The organism is Trinickia symbiotica (genome assembly GCF_003028655.1).
In the GTDB taxonomy this organism is placed as follows: Bacteria; Pseudomonadota; Gammaproteobacteria; order Burkholderiales; family Burkholderiaceae; genus Trinickia; species Trinickia symbiotica_A.
Map to the genome: position 1 here is coordinate 13,804 of NZ_PYUC01000025.1, position 17,327 is coordinate 31,130.

General features: G+C 61.7%; 16 protein-coding genes and 1 pseudogene. 15 read left to right on the plus strand and 2 right to left on the minus strand.

Annotated elements, in window-relative coordinates:
* Nucleotides 1–598: 598 nt before the first annotated feature.
* The 13 genes from C9I57_RS30355 to C9I57_RS30415 all read left to right on the plus strand — a co-directional run bounded on the left by C9I57_RS30355 (nucleotide 599) and on the right by C9I57_RS30415 (nucleotide 11,733).
* Nucleotides 599–865: a hypothetical protein gene (locus C9I57_RS30355; protein ID WP_107154225.1), complete on the plus strand. Its 267-nt coding sequence runs from the start codon at nucleotides 599–601 to the stop codon at nucleotides 863–865.
* A gap of 226 nt (nucleotides 866–1,091) precedes the next feature.
* Nucleotides 1,092–1,970, plus strand: a complete 879-nt coding sequence (locus tag C9I57_RS30360; RefSeq protein WP_181322013.1) for a ParA family protein — start codon at nucleotides 1,092–1,094, stop codon at nucleotides 1,968–1,970.
* Nucleotides 1,967–3,793: a ParB N-terminal domain-containing protein gene (locus tag C9I57_RS30365; RefSeq protein ID WP_107154227.1), complete on the plus strand. Its 1,827-nt coding sequence runs from the start codon at nucleotides 1,967–1,969 to the stop codon at nucleotides 3,791–3,793. Before C9I57_RS30360 ends, C9I57_RS30365 begins: the two co-directional genes overlap by 4 nt.
* A 1-nt stretch (nucleotide 3,794) precedes the next feature.
* Nucleotides 3,795–4,487: a hypothetical protein gene (locus tag C9I57_RS30370; protein ID WP_107154228.1), complete on the plus strand. Its 693-nt coding sequence runs from the start codon at nucleotides 3,795–3,797 to the stop codon at nucleotides 4,485–4,487.
* Entirely contained in the window at nucleotides 4,474–4,890 is a 417-nt protein-coding gene (locus C9I57_RS30375; protein WP_146166297.1) for a hypothetical protein, read from the plus strand. The genes C9I57_RS30370 and C9I57_RS30375 overlap by 14 nt, the downstream gene beginning before the upstream one ends.
* A gap of 32 nt (nucleotides 4,891–4,922) precedes the next feature.
* The gene (locus C9I57_RS30380; RefSeq protein WP_107154230.1) at nucleotides 4,923–7,106 is read left to right on the plus strand and encodes a hypothetical protein; all 2,184 of its coding nucleotides are present in this window, start codon (nucleotides 4,923–4,925) and stop codon (nucleotides 7,104–7,106) included.
* Entirely contained in the window at nucleotides 7,075–8,157 is a 1,083-nt protein-coding gene (locus C9I57_RS30385) for a PFL_4669 family integrating conjugative element protein (RefSeq protein WP_258187907.1), read from the plus strand. The genes C9I57_RS30380 and C9I57_RS30385 overlap by 32 nt, the downstream gene beginning before the upstream one ends.
* A gap of 388 nt (nucleotides 8,158–8,545) precedes the next feature.
* Entirely contained in the window at nucleotides 8,546–9,328 is a 783-nt protein-coding gene (locus C9I57_RS30390; protein WP_107154231.1) for a Rha family transcriptional regulator, read from the plus strand.
* Nucleotides 9,325–9,801, plus strand: a complete 477-nt coding sequence (locus C9I57_RS30395; protein ID WP_107154232.1) for a hypothetical protein — start codon at nucleotides 9,325–9,327, stop codon at nucleotides 9,799–9,801. The genes C9I57_RS30390 and C9I57_RS30395 overlap by 4 nt, the downstream gene beginning before the upstream one ends.
* A 188-nt stretch (nucleotides 9,802–9,989) precedes the next feature.
* Nucleotides 9,990–10,451: a single-stranded DNA-binding protein gene (locus C9I57_RS30400; RefSeq protein ID WP_107154233.1), complete on the plus strand. Its 462-nt coding sequence runs from the start codon at nucleotides 9,990–9,992 to the stop codon at nucleotides 10,449–10,451.
* Nucleotides 10,452–10,590: 139 nt separating this feature from the next.
* Nucleotides 10,591–10,851, plus strand: a complete 261-nt coding sequence (locus tag C9I57_RS30405) for a hypothetical protein (protein WP_107154234.1) — start codon at nucleotides 10,591–10,593, stop codon at nucleotides 10,849–10,851.
* A 115-nt stretch (nucleotides 10,852–10,966) separates the two neighbouring features.
* Nucleotides 10,967–11,500, plus strand: coding sequence for a DUF1643 domain-containing protein (locus C9I57_RS30410; protein WP_258187908.1), 534 nt, complete (start codon nucleotides 10,967–10,969; stop codon nucleotides 11,498–11,500).
* Nucleotides 11,497–11,733, plus strand: a complete 237-nt coding sequence (locus C9I57_RS30415) for a helix-turn-helix transcriptional regulator (protein ID WP_107154236.1) — start codon at nucleotides 11,497–11,499, stop codon at nucleotides 11,731–11,733. The genes C9I57_RS30410 and C9I57_RS30415 overlap by 4 nt, the downstream gene beginning before the upstream one ends.
* A 244-nt stretch (nucleotides 11,734–11,977) precedes the next feature.
* On the opposite strand, the gene C9I57_RS30420 is transcribed toward C9I57_RS30415, so the two are convergent.
* Together C9I57_RS30420 and C9I57_RS30425 are read right to left on the minus strand one after the other, a co-directional pair.
* Nucleotides 11,978–12,274, minus strand: coding sequence for an addiction module antidote protein (locus C9I57_RS30420; RefSeq protein WP_107154237.1), 297 nt, complete (start codon nucleotides 12,272–12,274; stop codon nucleotides 11,978–11,980).
* Nucleotides 12,275–12,277: 3 nt separating this feature from the next.
* Nucleotides 12,278–12,574, minus strand: a pseudogene (locus C9I57_RS30425) (type II toxin-antitoxin system RelE/ParE family toxin).
* Nucleotides 12,575–13,502: 928 nt separating this feature from the next.
* Between C9I57_RS30425 and C9I57_RS30430 the strand changes: the two are divergent.
* Together C9I57_RS30430 and C9I57_RS30435 are read left to right on the plus strand one after the other, a co-directional pair.
* On the plus strand, nucleotides 13,503–15,977 hold the full coding sequence (locus C9I57_RS30430; protein WP_107154238.1) for a type I restriction-modification system subunit M: 2,475 nt from the start codon (nucleotides 13,503–13,505) through the stop codon (nucleotides 15,975–15,977).
* A gap of 34 nt (nucleotides 15,978–16,011) precedes the next feature.
* Complete coding sequence (locus C9I57_RS30435) at nucleotides 16,012–17,286, plus strand: restriction endonuclease subunit S (RefSeq protein WP_440130260.1); 1,275 nt, start codon at nucleotides 16,012–16,014, stop codon at nucleotides 17,284–17,286.
* Nucleotides 17,287–17,327: the final 41 nt, after the last annotated feature.

A 17,327-nucleotide genomic window follows, 5' to 3' on the forward strand; every position in this document is an offset into this window, starting at 1 on the left:
ATCGAGCGCGCGTAGTTGACAGCGTTCGCGGGCTCATGCTGCAAATGACCGCATGCAATGCGTCGATGGTCGCTGTTGCCCTTCGCGGGCTGCAGCGGCGCGGGCATTCGGCGCGCCGTCTCAAGGTCGTGCTGAGCGGTCGTTCGCTTCTCCTTCCTGCCTGAGCTAGTGCGTGAATTGTGACGCGAGATCTTGCGCGCTTCTCGGCCATTACTGCGCCATTCTTCCGCGTCTGCGCGCGCAAGGCCGCGGCTAATCAAGCAGCGACATGACGGAGGCGGAATGGCTCGATGGTTCGATTGCTCGATGTTCTTCGGTGGGAAGTCGGCGGCTCCAAACGAGAGCGCGCTACGCGCTTGCGTTCGCCAAACCGCCCTAGTCGTCGCTCGACAATTTGAGCGTTGGATCGTCCGGCGACGTGTGCCGGGACCGCCCGCGAAGGGAGGACCTATGGCGCGTGACCGCGAAGCATGCCGTCGAATCGCAAATTTGCGTTTTGACGATCAAATTCGTAATATGAGGAATGATTGGTCCGATCTGTAGCGCGTTCCCCGGCCTTGTGGCAAAAAGGCTTATTTTGTTGCCCGTTGGGGGATCGATGGGGCTCACGAAGCGCGAGCTGGCTTTAGTTGCCGAAACGCACAGGAACGACTACGACGTGTGGGTAAGAAAAACGGAGAGCGGCTTTTGGAAGATGGAAGTCCACATTGGTGGCAAGCACCGCGTCTACGACATCGACACAACGCGCGGTGAGACGAAGGGATGGCGGCAGTTGCATGACGCAATTGCGTTCGCGCAGGAAAACTGTCCGAACGCCCGTGCGTTCTTCGTCGAAATCGGGGATTGGGTTCTCGCGCGGCAGTGATGTTGCGAGAAGAGAAGCGGCTGATACCGGTGGTGCAACACCGATACCAGCCTAACCATGAGTGCAACCTTGGAGGCACCCCCCATGGCTAACCCCATTATACGAAAAGCGCGTTTTCTTCTGCAGTCCGTCTGGTAGGCGACTGAGGCTCACCTCACGGACCGCATGCCGGTTTTTCTCCGGGCGGCGAGTATGCCGTCCGGAGCAACCGGCCATGGAGACGCGCATGCCTACCGTTATTTCGTTCGTATCCACTAAGGGCGGCGTCGGCAAGACCACCCTGGCGGCCAATCTCGCCGGCATCCTTGCCGACTACGGGATGCGGGTGCTCGCGCTGGATGCCGATATCCAACCGAGCCTCTCGAAGTTCTACCCGCTCCTCGAGCAAGCGCCGTGCGGCCTGCGCGCCATCGTCATGCGCGGCGGCAACGTCCAACCCGATTGCATCAGCCGAACAGCGCTGTCCAACCTCGACCTTATCTATTCGGACACGCCCGACGGGTCCTTGCAGACGTGGCTGAAGGACCGCGAAGACCGCCTGATGATCATGCGGCGTGCGATGGCCAGCCCCGCCTTGCAGCACTACAACGTCGTCATAATCGACACGCAAGGCGCGGTGGGCGAGCTGCAGAAGACGGCGGCGATGGCCGCCGACTACATGATTTCGCCAATCAAGCCCGACACGCTTTCGGCCGGCGAGTTCTCGAGCGGCACGCTCGCGATGCTCGATGACCTCAATCGCCTGGCCGACTTCGGCGAGACGTTTCAGTCGGGCGATCTCTATGCGCTCATCAATGCCCAGGAGCGCAATAACAACGCGCGCACGCTCACGACGGTGATTCGGCAAAAGTTCGCGGGCTTCAAGAAGGTGAGGGTGCTCGATACCGTCGTGCCATCGGCGGCGGCGTATGCGGCAGCGGCCACGGCGCAGTTGCCCGTGCATCGCTACGACCGACGTCTGTCGGTAAGCAATTCTGCCTGGCATGTCATGCACCGGCTCGTCTGGGAGCTCTTTCCGACGCTCACCGAGATCTACGTGGACGATGTGTGTGCCGACAGTCATGACGATGGGGCGGGCACGAGCGAAGACGGGGGAGCGCCATGACAGCCTCGACACGTACCAAGATGACGGCCGCCGAGGTCCGGCAGCTGGCGCAAAAGCAACTCGAGCGCGCATCCGCGCGACTCGATGTTCGGGCGCCGCTCGGCAGTGGGAGCTCAGTCGGCGCCGGGCTGGCCTCCACGATCCGCCTGAAGGTGACGGAGGTCAAGCCTTATGAGCGCAATCCGCGGCGGGCGACGCACGAGGGCATCCTCGAGCTCAAGGACTCGATTCGCGCCAATGGCATCGAGCAAATCATCACGGTGACGAAGCGCCCGAACGAGGGTCGCTACGTCGTGGCGAAAGGCGGCAATACGCGGCTTTTGGCGGCCCAATCGCTCTACGACGAGACGAAGGACGTCGCGTATCTGTATCGCGACTTCCTCGTGATCGACTATCCGGGCGAAGCTGCTTTGCTCGCGGCCCACCTGCGCGAAAACGACCAGCGCGCCGACCTGTGCTTCTGGGACAAGTCGCGCGGCTACCTCGAGCTGAAGGCAGTTTTCGAGAGCGAAGCCGGCAGGGCACTGTCGCTACGCGAGTTCTCGAAGATGTTGGCCGACGAGGGCACACAGATTGGCCACGTGTTACTCGCGACCTTCAAATTTGCGCACGAGCGGTTGAGCACGCTCGGCCCTGCGGCACCGCTCTTGAGCGGTCGCGATGTGGCCTCGCGCATTCAACCGCGTGTGGGCGCGCTGATGCGCCTCGCGGCCAAGTTTGGTCACGGCGACGTATGGGTGCAGCAGCGTCTCATCGAGCCGGAGCTCGACCTGGCGCGCGCGGCCTTCGAACGAACCGGGGCGCTCGATGTTGAACGATGCGTTGAAGGGTTTCATGAGCGGTGCGCCGATGAACTGATGGTCAATCGATCGGCGCTGACCACTATGCTCGGCATCCTGGAGAAGGCGCCCGATGTGACCTCGGTGCAATTGCGCGCGACGGTGACACCGCCGAAGCAGCCGAGCCTCCTGACTCCGGCGGCCGCGAATGAGCCAGCCCCGGCGGCCGACCTGCCAGCCCCACGTGCAAGAGTTGTCGCCGGCGATGCGGGGCGGAAGGGTGGCGAGTCAAGTGACGAGCCGACGACCACTGCCGCCTCAGTTGTCGCGGGCAAGACTCAAAGCGATGACTCCAGTCGCGAACCGCTCGAGGGCGCGCCGAGCGCTCCGGCAGCACTGGCTGTTGAGCGTGGGTGCGCCAGCTATCCGGCCGGTGTTCGCACCCGTCAGTATGCAGGCGGCCCCGACGGACCCGCTCTTGGGGGAAGTAGCCAGGCCTCTGATTCCGCCGTCGAACGATGTGCCGATGAGTCTCTCTGGGCGGCGCTCACGCTCTTTGCCCGTATTTGCGGGCTTGAGCCGTGTCTGCGCGAGGCGTTGATGTTGCCTTACGGATTCAGGGTCGAGCCGCCCGACTTGTCTGCCGACGAAACTGCGCTCAACGGCCAATCCGCGGAGGACCTGAGCGCGCGACGCCGCTATCAAGGCTGGTGGTGGCTCGCGAACTTGTCGCTACAGAGGACGCCGGCGGGCTTGGCTGTGCTGCGTGAAAGCTCGCTGTCGAACCTGCTCGAGCCAAAGGGCTCATGGGCGCGAGCCTCTCATACGTGGGCCGACAAGCCGCTGTCGGGCGATCGATTCAATTCTCTGCTTCGGGCTGTTCTCGACGCTGACGACGAGTGGGGCGGGGCGTTTCTCGATCTGCTCAGTGCTGCGCGCGCATTTCGCGAACGGAACCGCAGCCGTTTCGACGTCGAGTTCTGGCGCAGGCAGGGTGTCGAAGAGCAGGTCATTAAGCATCAGTTGCAAGAATTGGAGGGATGAGATGGATGCGCATCTGACTTCGTTGTGCGGCATCGAGCTTCAGCGAACCGTGCTTCGCGAATTGATTGAGCGGGCCAAGACAGGCGACGTGCGATCGATCTCGGGCGAAGGGCGGGTAGCCGGCAATGCGTTCCCATTGCCCGAGGCCGTGCGCGTGGTGCTTGCGGACGAGCGTGTCGAGAACGTGATCTCGCGGCTCGTCGCCGTCAACGCCATCCGACTGAAGCTCGATCTGAATGCGCTGGCGCATGCCTGCGAATGCATCGAGCGCCAGTGGTGGGAGGACGCGCTCTTGCAGTATTTCGTCGGCGCGTATGCGAGCGCCGCGATGATTCAGGCGCTCTTTCGGCATGTCTCGCGCACGCGCGTCGAGCGGCTGCGCCGGGAGCTCAACGTTGTGCCCCCGACCAAGCCTATTGCGCTCACCGATGTGCAGCTGGCACAGGTATTCGACCTGTGGGGTGAGTTGCAGAAGACAGTGGCTGACGAGCGCGAGCGCTACGTGGAATTGCACGAGCGGTGTGGCGGGCGCTATACGCTCGCCACACTCTTTGCCGCGCTCAGAGTCGACGAAGGCGCGCGCCGAATCGGAGAGCGGCGCGCGATCAATGTCATCGAGAAGCTAACGGAGTGCGGCGAGGCGCTACCAGGAAAGACAGGCGAGGGACGGAGTGTCACACATGAATGCCATTGATCGATCGGGGGCGGGGCCAGGAAACCCTGCGGCATCGAAGGCGCGACGCGCGGCTGGCAAGGATCGCGTGCTCGATCTCGCGCGCGAAGCGGGGATGGCCGTCATGCTCGATGCATGCATTGGCCGTGAGCGGTATCACAGCGTGACCGGCTCGTGCTCTGCGCTCGAGCGGTTTGCCCAAGCCTGTCAACGTGCGGCGTGTACGACGACAGATGAGGCGCGTGATCGCACCACGCTCGAGCAATGGGTGAGCGCGTGCGAGCAAGGGCGAAGCCGGGAGGTCGGGCGTGCAATTCGCGCGTGGCTGGATGAATCCTACGCCATGGGTCAAACGGGTGACCGGCATGAGGCGGAGATGAATGAAACGCCCCTGGGGATAGGTTGGGGCAAGGGCAGTCACTGATCTCGCCGGGACGCTCACAAAGGACAGCACCAATGAGCCGCGCATATCGCGAAGCATTCGATCGAGCGTACTTCTTATTGAAGAAGTGTCGGCCGATCGCCTTCGCGCTTCGCTTCGCGCAACTCACTGGGCACCCGAAGGCGGCACTCATGCTCTCCCAACTCGTCTACTGGACGCGTCACGGGCGCGATGTCGAGGACGCGCAAGGCTGGATCCACAAGACGCGCGAAGCGTGGGGCGTGGAGGTGGGGCTCTCGCGTGAGGAGCAGGAGAACGCGCGGCGGCGGCTCATGCGCCTGAACCTCCTCGAGGAACATCGCGGCGGACGTCCCGCTCGCATGCATTTCCGTTTGAAAGCGGACGTCTTGTCGGCCGAGCTCGACAAACGGGAGGCGGTGCGCGAGCCGCTTCAGCTCACGCTTGAATTCTTGAGAGCGCAAGAGCGCAACACCCAGGGCACGATCGGGGCAACCATGGCGTTCTACCGGGTGTTGGTGGAAGTAACAGGCAGCGTGAACGCCGCCTTGTTGCTATCGCGCATGATCCAGTTGCAGCGCAGCACGCTCGACGCCGATGACTGGGATTGGTTTACCGTGACCTCGCAGGAGTGGGCACGCGATCTCGCCTTGCACCGTCGACAACTTGAAAACGCCAAAGCGCGACTACGCACACTGGGCCTCATACGTGAGGTGCCGCTACGCGAGGGCGTCAAACGCTTGCGTAGCCAGGTCGATCCACTCCGATTGCTCACGCTGCTCGAACCCGCCATCGACCGGCATCTGCATGAAGCGGTCCGCAAGGAACAGGATGGCGCCCGCGACAAAGTTCGCCGGGTTCGCCCGGTTGCCGCGAGCAGTTCGAGCTTTCGCGCGCCGGCGCCAGCGAGTGATGCGACGTCGCGGGCAACAACAGCGCATCGGCCCGAGGCCCACCGATCGATTGCATCCCAAGCGCAACCGCGGCCTGCGGGTGCACCTTCCGACGCTGTACAAAAGTCGCCAACTGGCCAAACGGACGTAGGGACGTGCGCGCTCACAGTCGGCGATAAACGTTCATGGTCGCGGCTCTCGAAAGTCGGCGGGAAACATCCATGGCTGTCGGCGGGTTTCGTGCACGCTTGGCGGGGACTTTCGTACAGTTCCATTATGTATACGACTACAAGTACGACTACATCAACGACTACAGCCTGCCTGCCGCCAACGTTCATTTCGTCCAATTCCGTCTGCCAGCCGGTGCGGCAGGCGAGAAGCGTGGATGCGAGTGGCAAGCCGCGCGATTGCGCGTCGGTGGTGGTGGGTGTGAAGTCGCGGCAACGATGCCGAGGGCAAGCGCATGGCGTGCGCGAGCAGGCGGTGCAGCGGTTGACCCGAACCCGCACCGTGCCGAACGGGCAAATGCCATCGCCGCAGCCGGTCCCGCGCAGCCGCTGCTGCGAGAAGTGCGGTGTGGCGCCTCAAGTGCAACTCGCGCAAAGGGAGGCGCCGGCGAACATCGCACCGATCGCCGTGCCCAACGAAATCCGGCCGGCCGCTACGCGCGCCAGGAAAGGGGTGGACGCTTCGGATCATGGCGCCGGGTCCAATCGGGAGATGGCCGCTGCCCGCGACATCGCGCTCGTCTGGCCATCATTCATCTCGCCGCCTGAGCGCGCCGGCATCGAGCGCTATCTCGCGCCGATTCCCGCGGCAGACCGGCAAGTCCTTATCGATGAAATGGCAGCCAGCCACCGCGAGCAAGCGGTCCGCTTTCCCGTCGCCTACGTCGGCAGACTGGCTACGCGATACCTATCCGGCCAATTTGTCGCTGCCAAGGCGCACCGGGAGCGCGCGCACCGGCAACTGGCGGCCGCACGGCAAGCGGCGCTGCGGGAGCAGGAGGCGAGCTTCGCGCAGCGACTCGGGGCGACAACTCGGGCAAATGTAGCCGCGCCTGGAAGGGTAGGCGCATCTCGCAGCACACCCGGCGCCATGGGCACTTCGCCCATAGAAACCGAGGCCTCGTCGCCGGAGACGGCGCGCGTGGCACTGGCCGGACTGCTCGACGGCTTGCGCCGTCGTTGGCAACCCAAAAAAGACACACGACTTTCAGCGCGTTCGCAGGGCTCACCCCGACCATCCATGCCTGTCGACATCCCGAAGGCCGCATCGACGATGAACCGGCCTTCTCATGGACCTGGAGGCCCTGATGGCTACTTTGCCTCGCCTGAAATCCCATAGTCGTCGTGATGAGCATGACGAAACGGCTGCGCCCGCGCATGTTACGCGCGAGAGCCGTCTCGACGCCCTGCCCAACATCGCCGATCTCGATGCCGAGCGCGCGCTGCTGGCTGACCTCATCGCCGTGGACGACCCCGATCCCACGCATCCGCTCTTTACGCGCTACCAGCGGTACCTGGAGCGTGTCGAGACGCTCGAACGCGAGCGGGGGCTCTATGCCCTGCGCCAGGAGGCGGACTCGGCCGTGCCGTTTGCTGAAGCCTCGAAGCTCCCGCGCATGGGTCAACTTTCGAGCGACGGCGGCGACCGCATGCGTCTGCATACGCGCGACGCAATGCGGCTCTTTCTCGGTCGCTCGGTGAAACCTGGCGAGGCTGGCCACCCGATGGCCGGTGGCAAGCGCGTCGCGGCAGCCCTGCGTGCGCTGTGGTCGCTTTCGGCAAACGACAACCCTTATGCGGACTGGGCCTTGATAGAGGCCACCGAGCGCGTCGCCGAGCTGCGCGGGAAGATCGAAACCGAACAGGGGGAGATCCTGGCGCAGCTCGAGGCCATGAAGGCTAAGGGCCTCGACTACGCGATTTTGCAGTCGCGCGAGCCGGCCGAGCTGACGTTGGGCTTTGCGTCGCCCTATGGCTACATGGTGGCGCTGCTGCTCGTGGAATTCGATTTCCTCGTGCGTGTGGTCAAGTCGGCCGTGTTGCGCGACCTCATCGGCTCGATCGCTGGCCGCGAAGAAATCCGACGCTTCAAGCACCAGTGCCTCTCCGTCTTTCATTTCGCAGTGCGCTGGCAGATCGTCTTAACCCGACCCGAGCTCGTCAGGCTCTCGCGCACCGACTTCTTGCCCAATGCCAGCGACGAGGCCAAGTGCCGCGTTCAGGGCGTGCGCACGTCGCTCGGGATGGTACCGCCGGAGATCCTCGTGGGTGAGAAGCAACCGCGCCACAGCAAGCGCCGACTGCCCCAACTGTCGGCGGCGGACCTGCAGCTGTTGAACAACGTGCCCTTGGCGGAGACAGGGGACGCGTCGCTGCCATTGGTGGACTGACCAGTGGCCGCAACGTGCATGGGTTTGCCGCTTTCAGGCCTGCTTCCTCGACCTGGCGCAACGTTCTATGCGATTCGCGCACTGCGGCAACCGATTGCGACGAGCGGGAGTTGGCTGCGACGAATCCGTGGCGCAGGGCTGTTGTGTCTGGGGCAAATCGTTCGCGTTTTGGCGACTGTCCGGCTTTCATCTTGGTTGGTGTCGCAAAGGCTTTAAGGGTAAGGGGCGGTGTGTGATGTCAGCTCAGGTAAGCGGTGGCGGGCACGAAGGGACCTGCCTGCGTTTTTCATGCAATCTTGCCCGGTTGGCCGAAGCGGGCATTACGGGCGCCCGCGCAACGGGCGGGTTACACAGAAGCAGAATCGTCTTCATCAGATAGGAGCGAATCATGGATGTTGGGGCTGAGGCCTGCAAATCGCACATCACACTCATGGACGGGCGTGTCACGACTACGTCGCTCGTCGTGGCCGAGCACTTCGGGAAGGAGCATAAGAACGCACTGCGCGCGATTGACCGCGCCATTGAAGAGGCGCCGGAGGGTTTTTATCGGCTCAATTTTGAGCCGATGATCCGCAGCGTTCTCGCCGGCAAGGAAGCTAGTCGGCAGGTGCGCGCCTACCGGATGACGCGAGACGGGTTTGCGCTCATCGCGATGAGCTTTACAGGGCGTAAGGCGATGGCCTGGAAGGTGGCGTATATCAACGCGTTCAACACGATGGAGGCCGCACTGCTGCGAAAGACGGAGCGGCCGGTTGCGGCAACGAAGCCTGCGCCAGTGAGACACCCGGCTGACGAGGGCCTGCCACCGCTGACGCCGCGGCCGTTTGTGGAGCTGCTCTACGAGTTGGATCTCGACTTGAAGGCAACGTTCTTCGCCTGCTATCTACTCGCGTGTGGCGCGCACGAGCAGGTGCTATGCGCCTCGCACCGGCAGATCTGCACGCAGCTGGCGGGGTCTTGCGACGACCATCCGGCGCCTGCTGGTCTGGCGTCTCATCGACTACGAGCCTGGCCATCGCGGCAATACGCCGAGCACTTTCCTCTTGCACCTGAAACCGCTCATCTCGCGCACTACGGCCGTGCAATCCCAGTCCGAAGAGTATCTGGGGCTCTCGAACGACAAGCTCCTGACGAGCCTGTTGCATTGAGCACGGCGAGGCACGAGCGATGACGTCAATCAAACGCAATGTTCCAGCCTCTGCGTTCGAGGTGAGGCAACTTACCGGCCGCTCAGCCTTTCGCGGGTTGCTCAAGCACTACCGCAACCTCATCGACCAAGCGCGGGCGGAGATGCACAAGATTGCTTGCGAACTTGCCGAAGCGCGGCTGCCGGCTACGCTTCAAGTACGCCGGGTGCGTCTTGCCAGCGGTGCAGTACGAGAGCGCCTGTTCTGGCGCATGCGCGGCGACGCGCACATCGTGCCCATCGAACGTGTGCGCGAGTCTTTTCGGCAGATTCCGGCGCCGCTTCACGCGTATGTGGAGGCATGTCACATACGTGCGCAGGAGCTCAATGCGATGGAAGCGATCTTTCGGTATGCAGCCAGCCAGCTCGAGATGTACCTTACTCACGGCACCGTCAAGCTCAATGGCGGTGGCACGGCGCTGCGAGTAGGGCAGCGATGGCCGAAGCGACCGCCATGAACGCGATAGGAGCGAAAGGCTGTTCAGCATCTGAACAGTCTTGCCGCACTCGAAAACGCCAACGGCGATCGCGAGAAGCGACAGACAACAGTCGGGTATAACCCGGCAAGCAGCAATGAAGCGCGAAAACTCCAGGGTTAAGACTGCTCAGTTGGGCGGTGGGAATCGTTTTTGAATGGAGTGAAGCGATGGGAATCTACGCAGAACTGGTTGGCAACGTGCTGACGTCGCCAACGATGAAACAGGTCAACACCCCGAACGGGCCAAAGCGCATCGTCGAACTGCGCGTGATGTCGGCCACATACCGGCGGCTGGATGACGGCACGCTTGAGCAAAAGGACGACAAGAAGTTTCCGGTCGACGTGACGATCTGGAATGAGCCGCACACGGAGCGCGTGATGCAGCACATCAAGACCGGTGCAAGCGTCGTCGTCAAAGGCGATCTTTACGTGAACCCCTGGGTGACACGGGAGAACGATCCGCAGTCAGGCGTGCATATCGACGCCGATTCGATCGCGCTGAACCTCGTGCGCATCGAGCAGGTGGTGTTCCGTGCCCGCCGCGTCAATGAGTCTGGCGGCACGGTTGAAGGAACTGAACGGGACGGTCCCGTTAACGAATCGGTCGGTGCAACCGAGTTCGATCGCTGACGCCGTCGTGCCGGCCGTCTTCCATCTTTGCCCCGTCGTTGGGTGAGACAGTTGACTACCGGCACGCGTGAAACCGGACACGACATATACGTTTGCGCGCAGCGGTGCCTCCTCATCTGCTGTGCAAGGGAGTTCGATCATGCAGGAAGCCAACACACTCATCGAGAATCCGACCTCGTGTGAGCTCAAAACGCTTCAGACGCTCATCACGGACACCGTCTCGACCGCGGTCGCAATCGGCAGGGCGAGTGAGCAATACCTGTCCTGGGAGGTGCAGGCCTGGACGAGTGAGAGCCGGCTCGTCCGCCGAGCACATCTGCGCATCCTTTACCGTAATGCGCTGTGGCAACAATCGGACTGGATCCTCGATTGGCCACGCGTGACCGGCACGCTTCATTGAGTTGGATGCCATGGGAACGCCAACTATAGGTCCAAGACCGCCATCTGTCGTAGGCGTGCCATCTCGTCCGGGCACAGGCGAAGACGCCGCGGGGGGGCGCGGGAATATTCACAGCATGCCCTGCCTGACCGAGACAAGCGATTTGGCGATGGTTGGTGGCGCGCAGTTCAGTGTGTGCCGTACGTATCGGTATCACCCCTTCCGCCAGTGGGACGAGTCTCGTCCAACGCTCGCGTTTATGATGCTCAACCCTTCGACGGCAGATGAGCGGACAAACGATCCGACGATTGCTCGATGCCTGGCTCGCGGGATGAAAGCGTGGTTCGGGCGGCTCCAGGTCGTGAACCTCTTTGCGCTGTCCGCGACCGACCCGATCGAGTTGCTCAGTCACCCCGATCCGGTCGGGCCAAGGGGTGAGACCGATGCAGCCATCATCGAGGAAACAACGCGCGCAATCATGGTGATCTGCGCGTGGGGCGAGCATCCGGCGGCCGCATGCCGCGCCGAGGAAGTCTTGCACGTGCTTGTTGATGCCGGCGTGCGCGGCAACCTTTGCCACATTGGATTGAACCGTGACGGCAGCCCAAAGCATCCGCTATACATCAGTGCAAGCGTACGGCCAGGGCATTTTGAATGGAGTGGGCGATGAAGGCTATCGGAATCAAGCAAGTCGCTGAAAAGGTCAACCTTGGACAATCGACGATCTATCGCATGATCAGCAAAGGGCAATTTCCGAGGCCGTTTTCGCTCGGTGGCGGCCGCACTGCCTGGATCGAGAGCGATATCGACGACTGGCTCGCGGATAAGGCTGGGAAGCCAAGACCATCGCGAGGCGGCACTCTCGAGTCCGCTGGCCAGGTTGTGGAGCAAGACGCCGCCTAGAATCCCCGATCGTGCTTCCAATGACGCTGCCGCGAGGTGGGGGCGGGGCAGCGAATTTACGCCGTTGCGTTTCCGAAGGGAGGTAGCCACCCACTCACGATCACAACCCGCGGGGGTTTTGCGCCGGGGGCGGGTGCCACGTGGAGCGAGATCCCGCGAGGCCTCGCTCAACCAGGGTTCCCGGCGAATCTGAGTTTCGTGAAAGCGCGCAAGATGCCGCTGGCGCTTGCGCCACCGCAATCCGTCATGCGGACAATGGCTCAGGATGCAGACGTAAGCCGAGTGCGCGTATCACCTTGAGCATGGTCGAGAAGTCCGGGCTTCGCTCGCCGGATAACGTCTTGTATAAGCTTTCGCGGGAAAGGCCCGCATCGCGGGCAACCTGCGTCATGCCACGCGCGCGGGCTACGTCGCCAAGCGCCTTGGCGATGAACGTGGCATCGTCACCCGCTTCTTCGAATGCGGCTTCGATGTACAGACGCATTTCCTCTTCGTTGCGCAGATGTTGGGCAACGTCGTATCGCGTAGTAGTGGTTGCCATGTCTCAAACCTCCAATTCGCGAGCCATGCGGAGCGCCTGTTCGATGTCGCTATCCTGTGTGCGCTTGTCGCCACCGCACAGCAGCAGAATCCAGACGCCGCGCCGCTGCGTGAAGTACACGCGGTATCCAGGGCCTTAGTCGATGCGCAACTCCGAAACGCCTTCCCCGACCGGCTTTACGTCGCCGGGATTGCCGTCCGCGAGCCGCTGGAGACGGACCTGAATGCGGGCACGCGCGCGGAGGTCTCGCAAGTCATCAAGCCAGCAGGCAAATTCAGGGGTCTTGCGCAGTTCGATCATCGTCATAACTGTAGTCTAGTGGCTACAGTCTGTCAATCGTCAGTATTCGCCGCATTCATGTTCGGATCGAGGAAAGACTTCAGCATCCCGTTCTTCGCGAGCAAACCTTCGGGCAGGGGAGCCGCGCCGGGCTGCGGAGGGTGTCCGGCTTATCGACAAGAGCCGACAACTCGAACCCTGCTCGTGCGGCTCTCGTGTTGTGGGTAGAAGGGAATCGCGGAACTGGAATCCATACGCGGCGCGCCTTTGCGGCCGACATTTGTCTCCCCTCTCTCCGCCAGTAATCGCCGTCATCCCCTGGTCGGACAAGGCTCTAACCCAGAGCGACTCGCATTTCCCACCGTTTATCCCACCATCCACGCGCCGCTTCCGGTCGCGCGATGATGTTTAGGGACGTTACACCTCGCCCTCAGCAAGTTCAAGCGTCTCGACGATCGCCTTTGGCTGATACGTCGCCACGGCTAGCGTACCGCCGTGAGATACCGAGCCATGCCCTTGATGTTGCCGGATCCATCACGCGACCGCGCGGGCTGTGGAGTAGCGGTTGATAGAGTGGGGTACAGGGGTAGGGGGCGGGTATGGACCCGCTAGGGGTACCCCCGGGGGCCTCTTGACGCACCTCATATAGAGCAAGGGCCGTTTTTGCCATTGTCTCGGGAAATCCAGTTGAATACACGCAGTGCGCATTGCTTGACCGCGAAGCAGGCAAAGCGCGAAAACCAGCCGCTCCGCGCTGGCCGCTTCCGGCGAATGGGGGTGTCAGAAAATCGCGCGCTTTCATGACAGGTGCCGGGGGACGCGCTTCGTGCGCTAAGCGCGCGCGGCCACCGAACTGGCGCGTGGCGGCTATGTCGATTCGGGCGGCGTGAGTCGGTACAATTTCGCCATCTCAAAATGTCCTCCAGTTGAAATCTATCAAAGCAACGACATGCCCCTTACACTTTCCCAACTCGAGCGACATCTCTTCAAGGCTGCTGACATCCTGCGCGGCAAGATGGACGCTTCGGAATTCAAGGAATACATCTTCGGCATGCTGTTCCTGAAGCGATGTTCGGACGTTTTCGACCAGCGGCGGGAGCAGGTCATCCTCAACGAACTCGAGGGAGGCAAGACTGAGGCCGACGCCGCCAAGAGTGCCGAGCTGAAGCGGTGGTACGGCGAGTCGTTTTATGTCCCGCCTCATTCACGGTGGGACTACCTCGTCAACGAAGCACATCAGGACGTCGGTGGGTTTTTGAACCGCGCTCTTGCCGGGCTAGAGACTAACAACAGCAGCTTGGGCGAGGTGCTTGAGCATATCGACTTCTCGCGGAAGGTCGGGCAGGCGAAGATCCCCGACATCAAGCTGCGTCAGCTCATTACGCACTTCAGCGTGCATCGGCTGCGCAACGATGACTTCGAGTTTCCCGACCTGCTCGGTGCGGCGTATGAGTATCTGATCAGGGAGTTCGCGGACTCAGCGGGCAAAAAGGGCGGCGAGTTCTACACCCCCCGGTCGGTCGTGCGCATGATGGTCCGCCTATTGAAGCCTCAGCAGAACCACAGCATTTACGACCCCTGCGTCGGATCGGGCGGTATGTTGATCCTCTCGAAGGAGTACATCGACGAGCACGGGCAAGACGGCAGCCGAGCGGAACTGTATGGGCAGGAGGCCAACGGTACGGTATGGTCGATCGCCAAGATGAATATGCTGCTTCACGGCATCGCCACTGCCGATCTGCGAAACGAGGACACGCTGTCTGAGCCGCAGCACGTTGAGGGCGGCGAGTTGATGCGGTTCGACCGAGTTCTGAGCAATCCGCCGTTCTCAATCAACTGGGGGACCACGGACACCGACCGGGCCGGTCAAGCGGTCTGGGCGCCCAAATTTCGCGCCGAACGGTTCAAGTATGGCGAAGTCTCGCTCGGCAGCAAAAAGGCGGATCTAATGTTCCTGCAGCACATGGTCGCGGTGCTGCGGGACGGGGGGCAGCTCGCCACAGTGATGCCGCATGGCGTGCTTTTTCGGGGCGGCGAGGAAGGCGCTATCCGCAAGGCGATGATCGAGGCCGATTTGGTCGAGGCGGTGATTGGGTTGCCGGCCAACCTGTTCTACGGGACGGGCATCCCCGCATGCATCCTGGTTCTGCGTCAGCGGCTCGGGAACGCAAGCGGCAAGCCAGGGGACCGCCAAGGCAAAGTGCTGTTCATCAATGCGGACCGGGAATACTTCGAGGGCCGTGCGCAGAACTACCTACTGCCCGAGCACATCGAGAAAATTGTCAGCACATTCGACGCGTTCGCCGAAGTGCCGGGCTTCTCGGCGATCGTCAGCATCGCGACGCTGCGTGAGAACGACTACAACCTGAACATCCGTCGCTACGCGGATAATGCGCCGCAGCCCGAGCCACATGACGTCCGTGCGCATCTTGTCGGTGGTGTGCCAAAGTCCGAGGTCGAAGAAAGAGCTATGCTCTTTGCGGCTCACGGGCTCGACCTTGGGGCACTGCTGATCCCCAGCGGGGACGACGGAAAGAGCGCGGGATACCTGGATTTCCGTTCCGAACTCACGAGTCGTCAGTCGATCAAACCCCTGATCGAGCAGCATCCAGGCGTCGTGGCGCGAGAAAAAGCGGTTCGCGAAACCTTCAATGCCTGGTGGAATGACCATAGCCCGCGCATTCGCTCGTTGGCCACTGGGCAGGGGTTCGTCGCTGTTCGCAACGATCTCCTGGAAAGCTTCAGTGCCGCGCTCGAGCCGCTCGGCATGCTCGATCGATTCCAGGTGGCGGGGATCATTGCCGGCTTCTGGGAAAGCGCGAAGTACGAGTTTCTCACGCTGATGGCCCGCGGCTTCAAGGGGGTCGTCGACGCGTGGCGCACTAGCATCCTAACGGCGCTAGATGACGACAAGTCGAAGGATAACCCTCACGAGCACAAGCTCGTGAAATTCCTGATGGCTGACTTCATCGAAGCGCTCGCGGAACTGGATGCAAGGAAGGCAGAGTTGGACGCACAGATCAAGTCCGCGACGGCCGATGTGGATTCAGATGCTGACAGCGATGAGGCTGACGACAATGACGCTGAGCCAACCGTCGATGAAGCGCAGGTCAGGGAGTGGAAACGGGAACTGGCGGAGCTGAAAAAGCAACTCAAGGCCAAAGAGCAGGGCTTCGTGCATCAACTGAACTCGGCCGTTGACGCGCTGGACGAGGCCGGAGCTGGCGCGCTACTGTTGACCATCCTGCACAACGACATGCATGCGATCGTTGACCGCTACATCGCTGCCCGTCGCAAGGGGATCGTCGCTGCTTTCGAGAACTGGTGGGACAAATACCGGGTGACCCTGACCGAGATCGAAAGCGAGCGCGATGCGGCGGCGACGGCATTGCAAGGATTCTTGAAGGGGCTGGGGTATGTATGAGCCGCGACACCAATGGCCAGATGACTGGCCAGCTATGCCGTTGGCAGATATCGCGCGACATGTCACGAGCGGGGGAACTCCGACGTCGGGGAGTCCGCGTTACTACACCGAGCACAACGGTATCCCTTTCGCGAAAACTGAGGATTTAACTCGGGCTAGATCGAAATACCTCGAGCAGTGCGAGCTTCAAATCACAGCCTCTGCTTTAAAGGAGTCTGCGGCCAAAAGGTACCCAATCGGCACGATCTTGGTCTCTATGTACGGCACCATCGGAGCGACCAAAGTTACGGCATGCGAACTAGCAGCAAATCAAGCGCTGTGCGCGCTGATTCCTCCATTTTCTTGTCATCCCGATTACCTGTACCACCATCTCGAGTACATCAGACCGGATTGGGTCCGTTTTTCTGGCCAGACCACGCAGGCAAACATTAACGGCGCAACCGTTCGGGCAAGGAGAATACCGCTGCCGAATGCGAGCGAGCAGCGCAAGATCGCGCAAATCCTCGACACCCTCGCCACCGCCATCCGCGAAACCGATGCGATCATTGATAAGCTCAAGCTCGTCAAGCAGGGTCTGCTGCACGACCTGCTGACGCGCGGGGTCGACGAGAACGGGGAACTGCGCCTGCCCCCCTCCGAGGCGCCGCATCTTTACAAAGAGTCGCCGCTGGGATGGATTCCGAACGAGTGGGGGGTTTTGAATCTGGGGGATGTCGCTGCTATCAACAGCGGCGTAACGCTAGGAAGAAGTCTAACCGGTCACGGGGCCATTGAACTGCCGTACCTTCGAGTGGCAAACGTTCAGGATGGCTATGTCGACCTGAGCGATATCAAGACGGTGGTGGTTCTTCGTGACGAAATTGAACGCTTCGCGCTTGCCGATGGTGATGTTCTGATGAATGAGGGCGGCGACTACGACAAACTTGGGCGCGGAACTGTCTGGCGGGCGCAGATAAATCCTTGCCTTCACCAGAACCACGTATTTCGAGTTCGGTGCAATCGAGAGGTCTTAGTACCTGACTACCTCGCGGCGTATTCGGCCTCGCCGCGAGGCAAGGCGTTCTTTGTCCTTTCTTCAAAGCAGTCCACGAATTTGGCCTCGATTAACTCGACGCAGTTGAAAGCCTTTCCAATCGAGTGTCCGAGTTTGCCGGAACAATACCGAATTATGGAGAAGCTCGATTCCGTGGACGGGCGGGTGTCATCGGAGCAAAGTGAGCTACAAAAGCTCCGCGCATTTAAATCCGCCCTAATGGACGACCTACTCACAGGCCGGGTTCGTGTCACACCGCTGCTGGAGCAGCAATAAAACGAACACACGACGGGGATCTTTATGGGCTGGGAACTCGA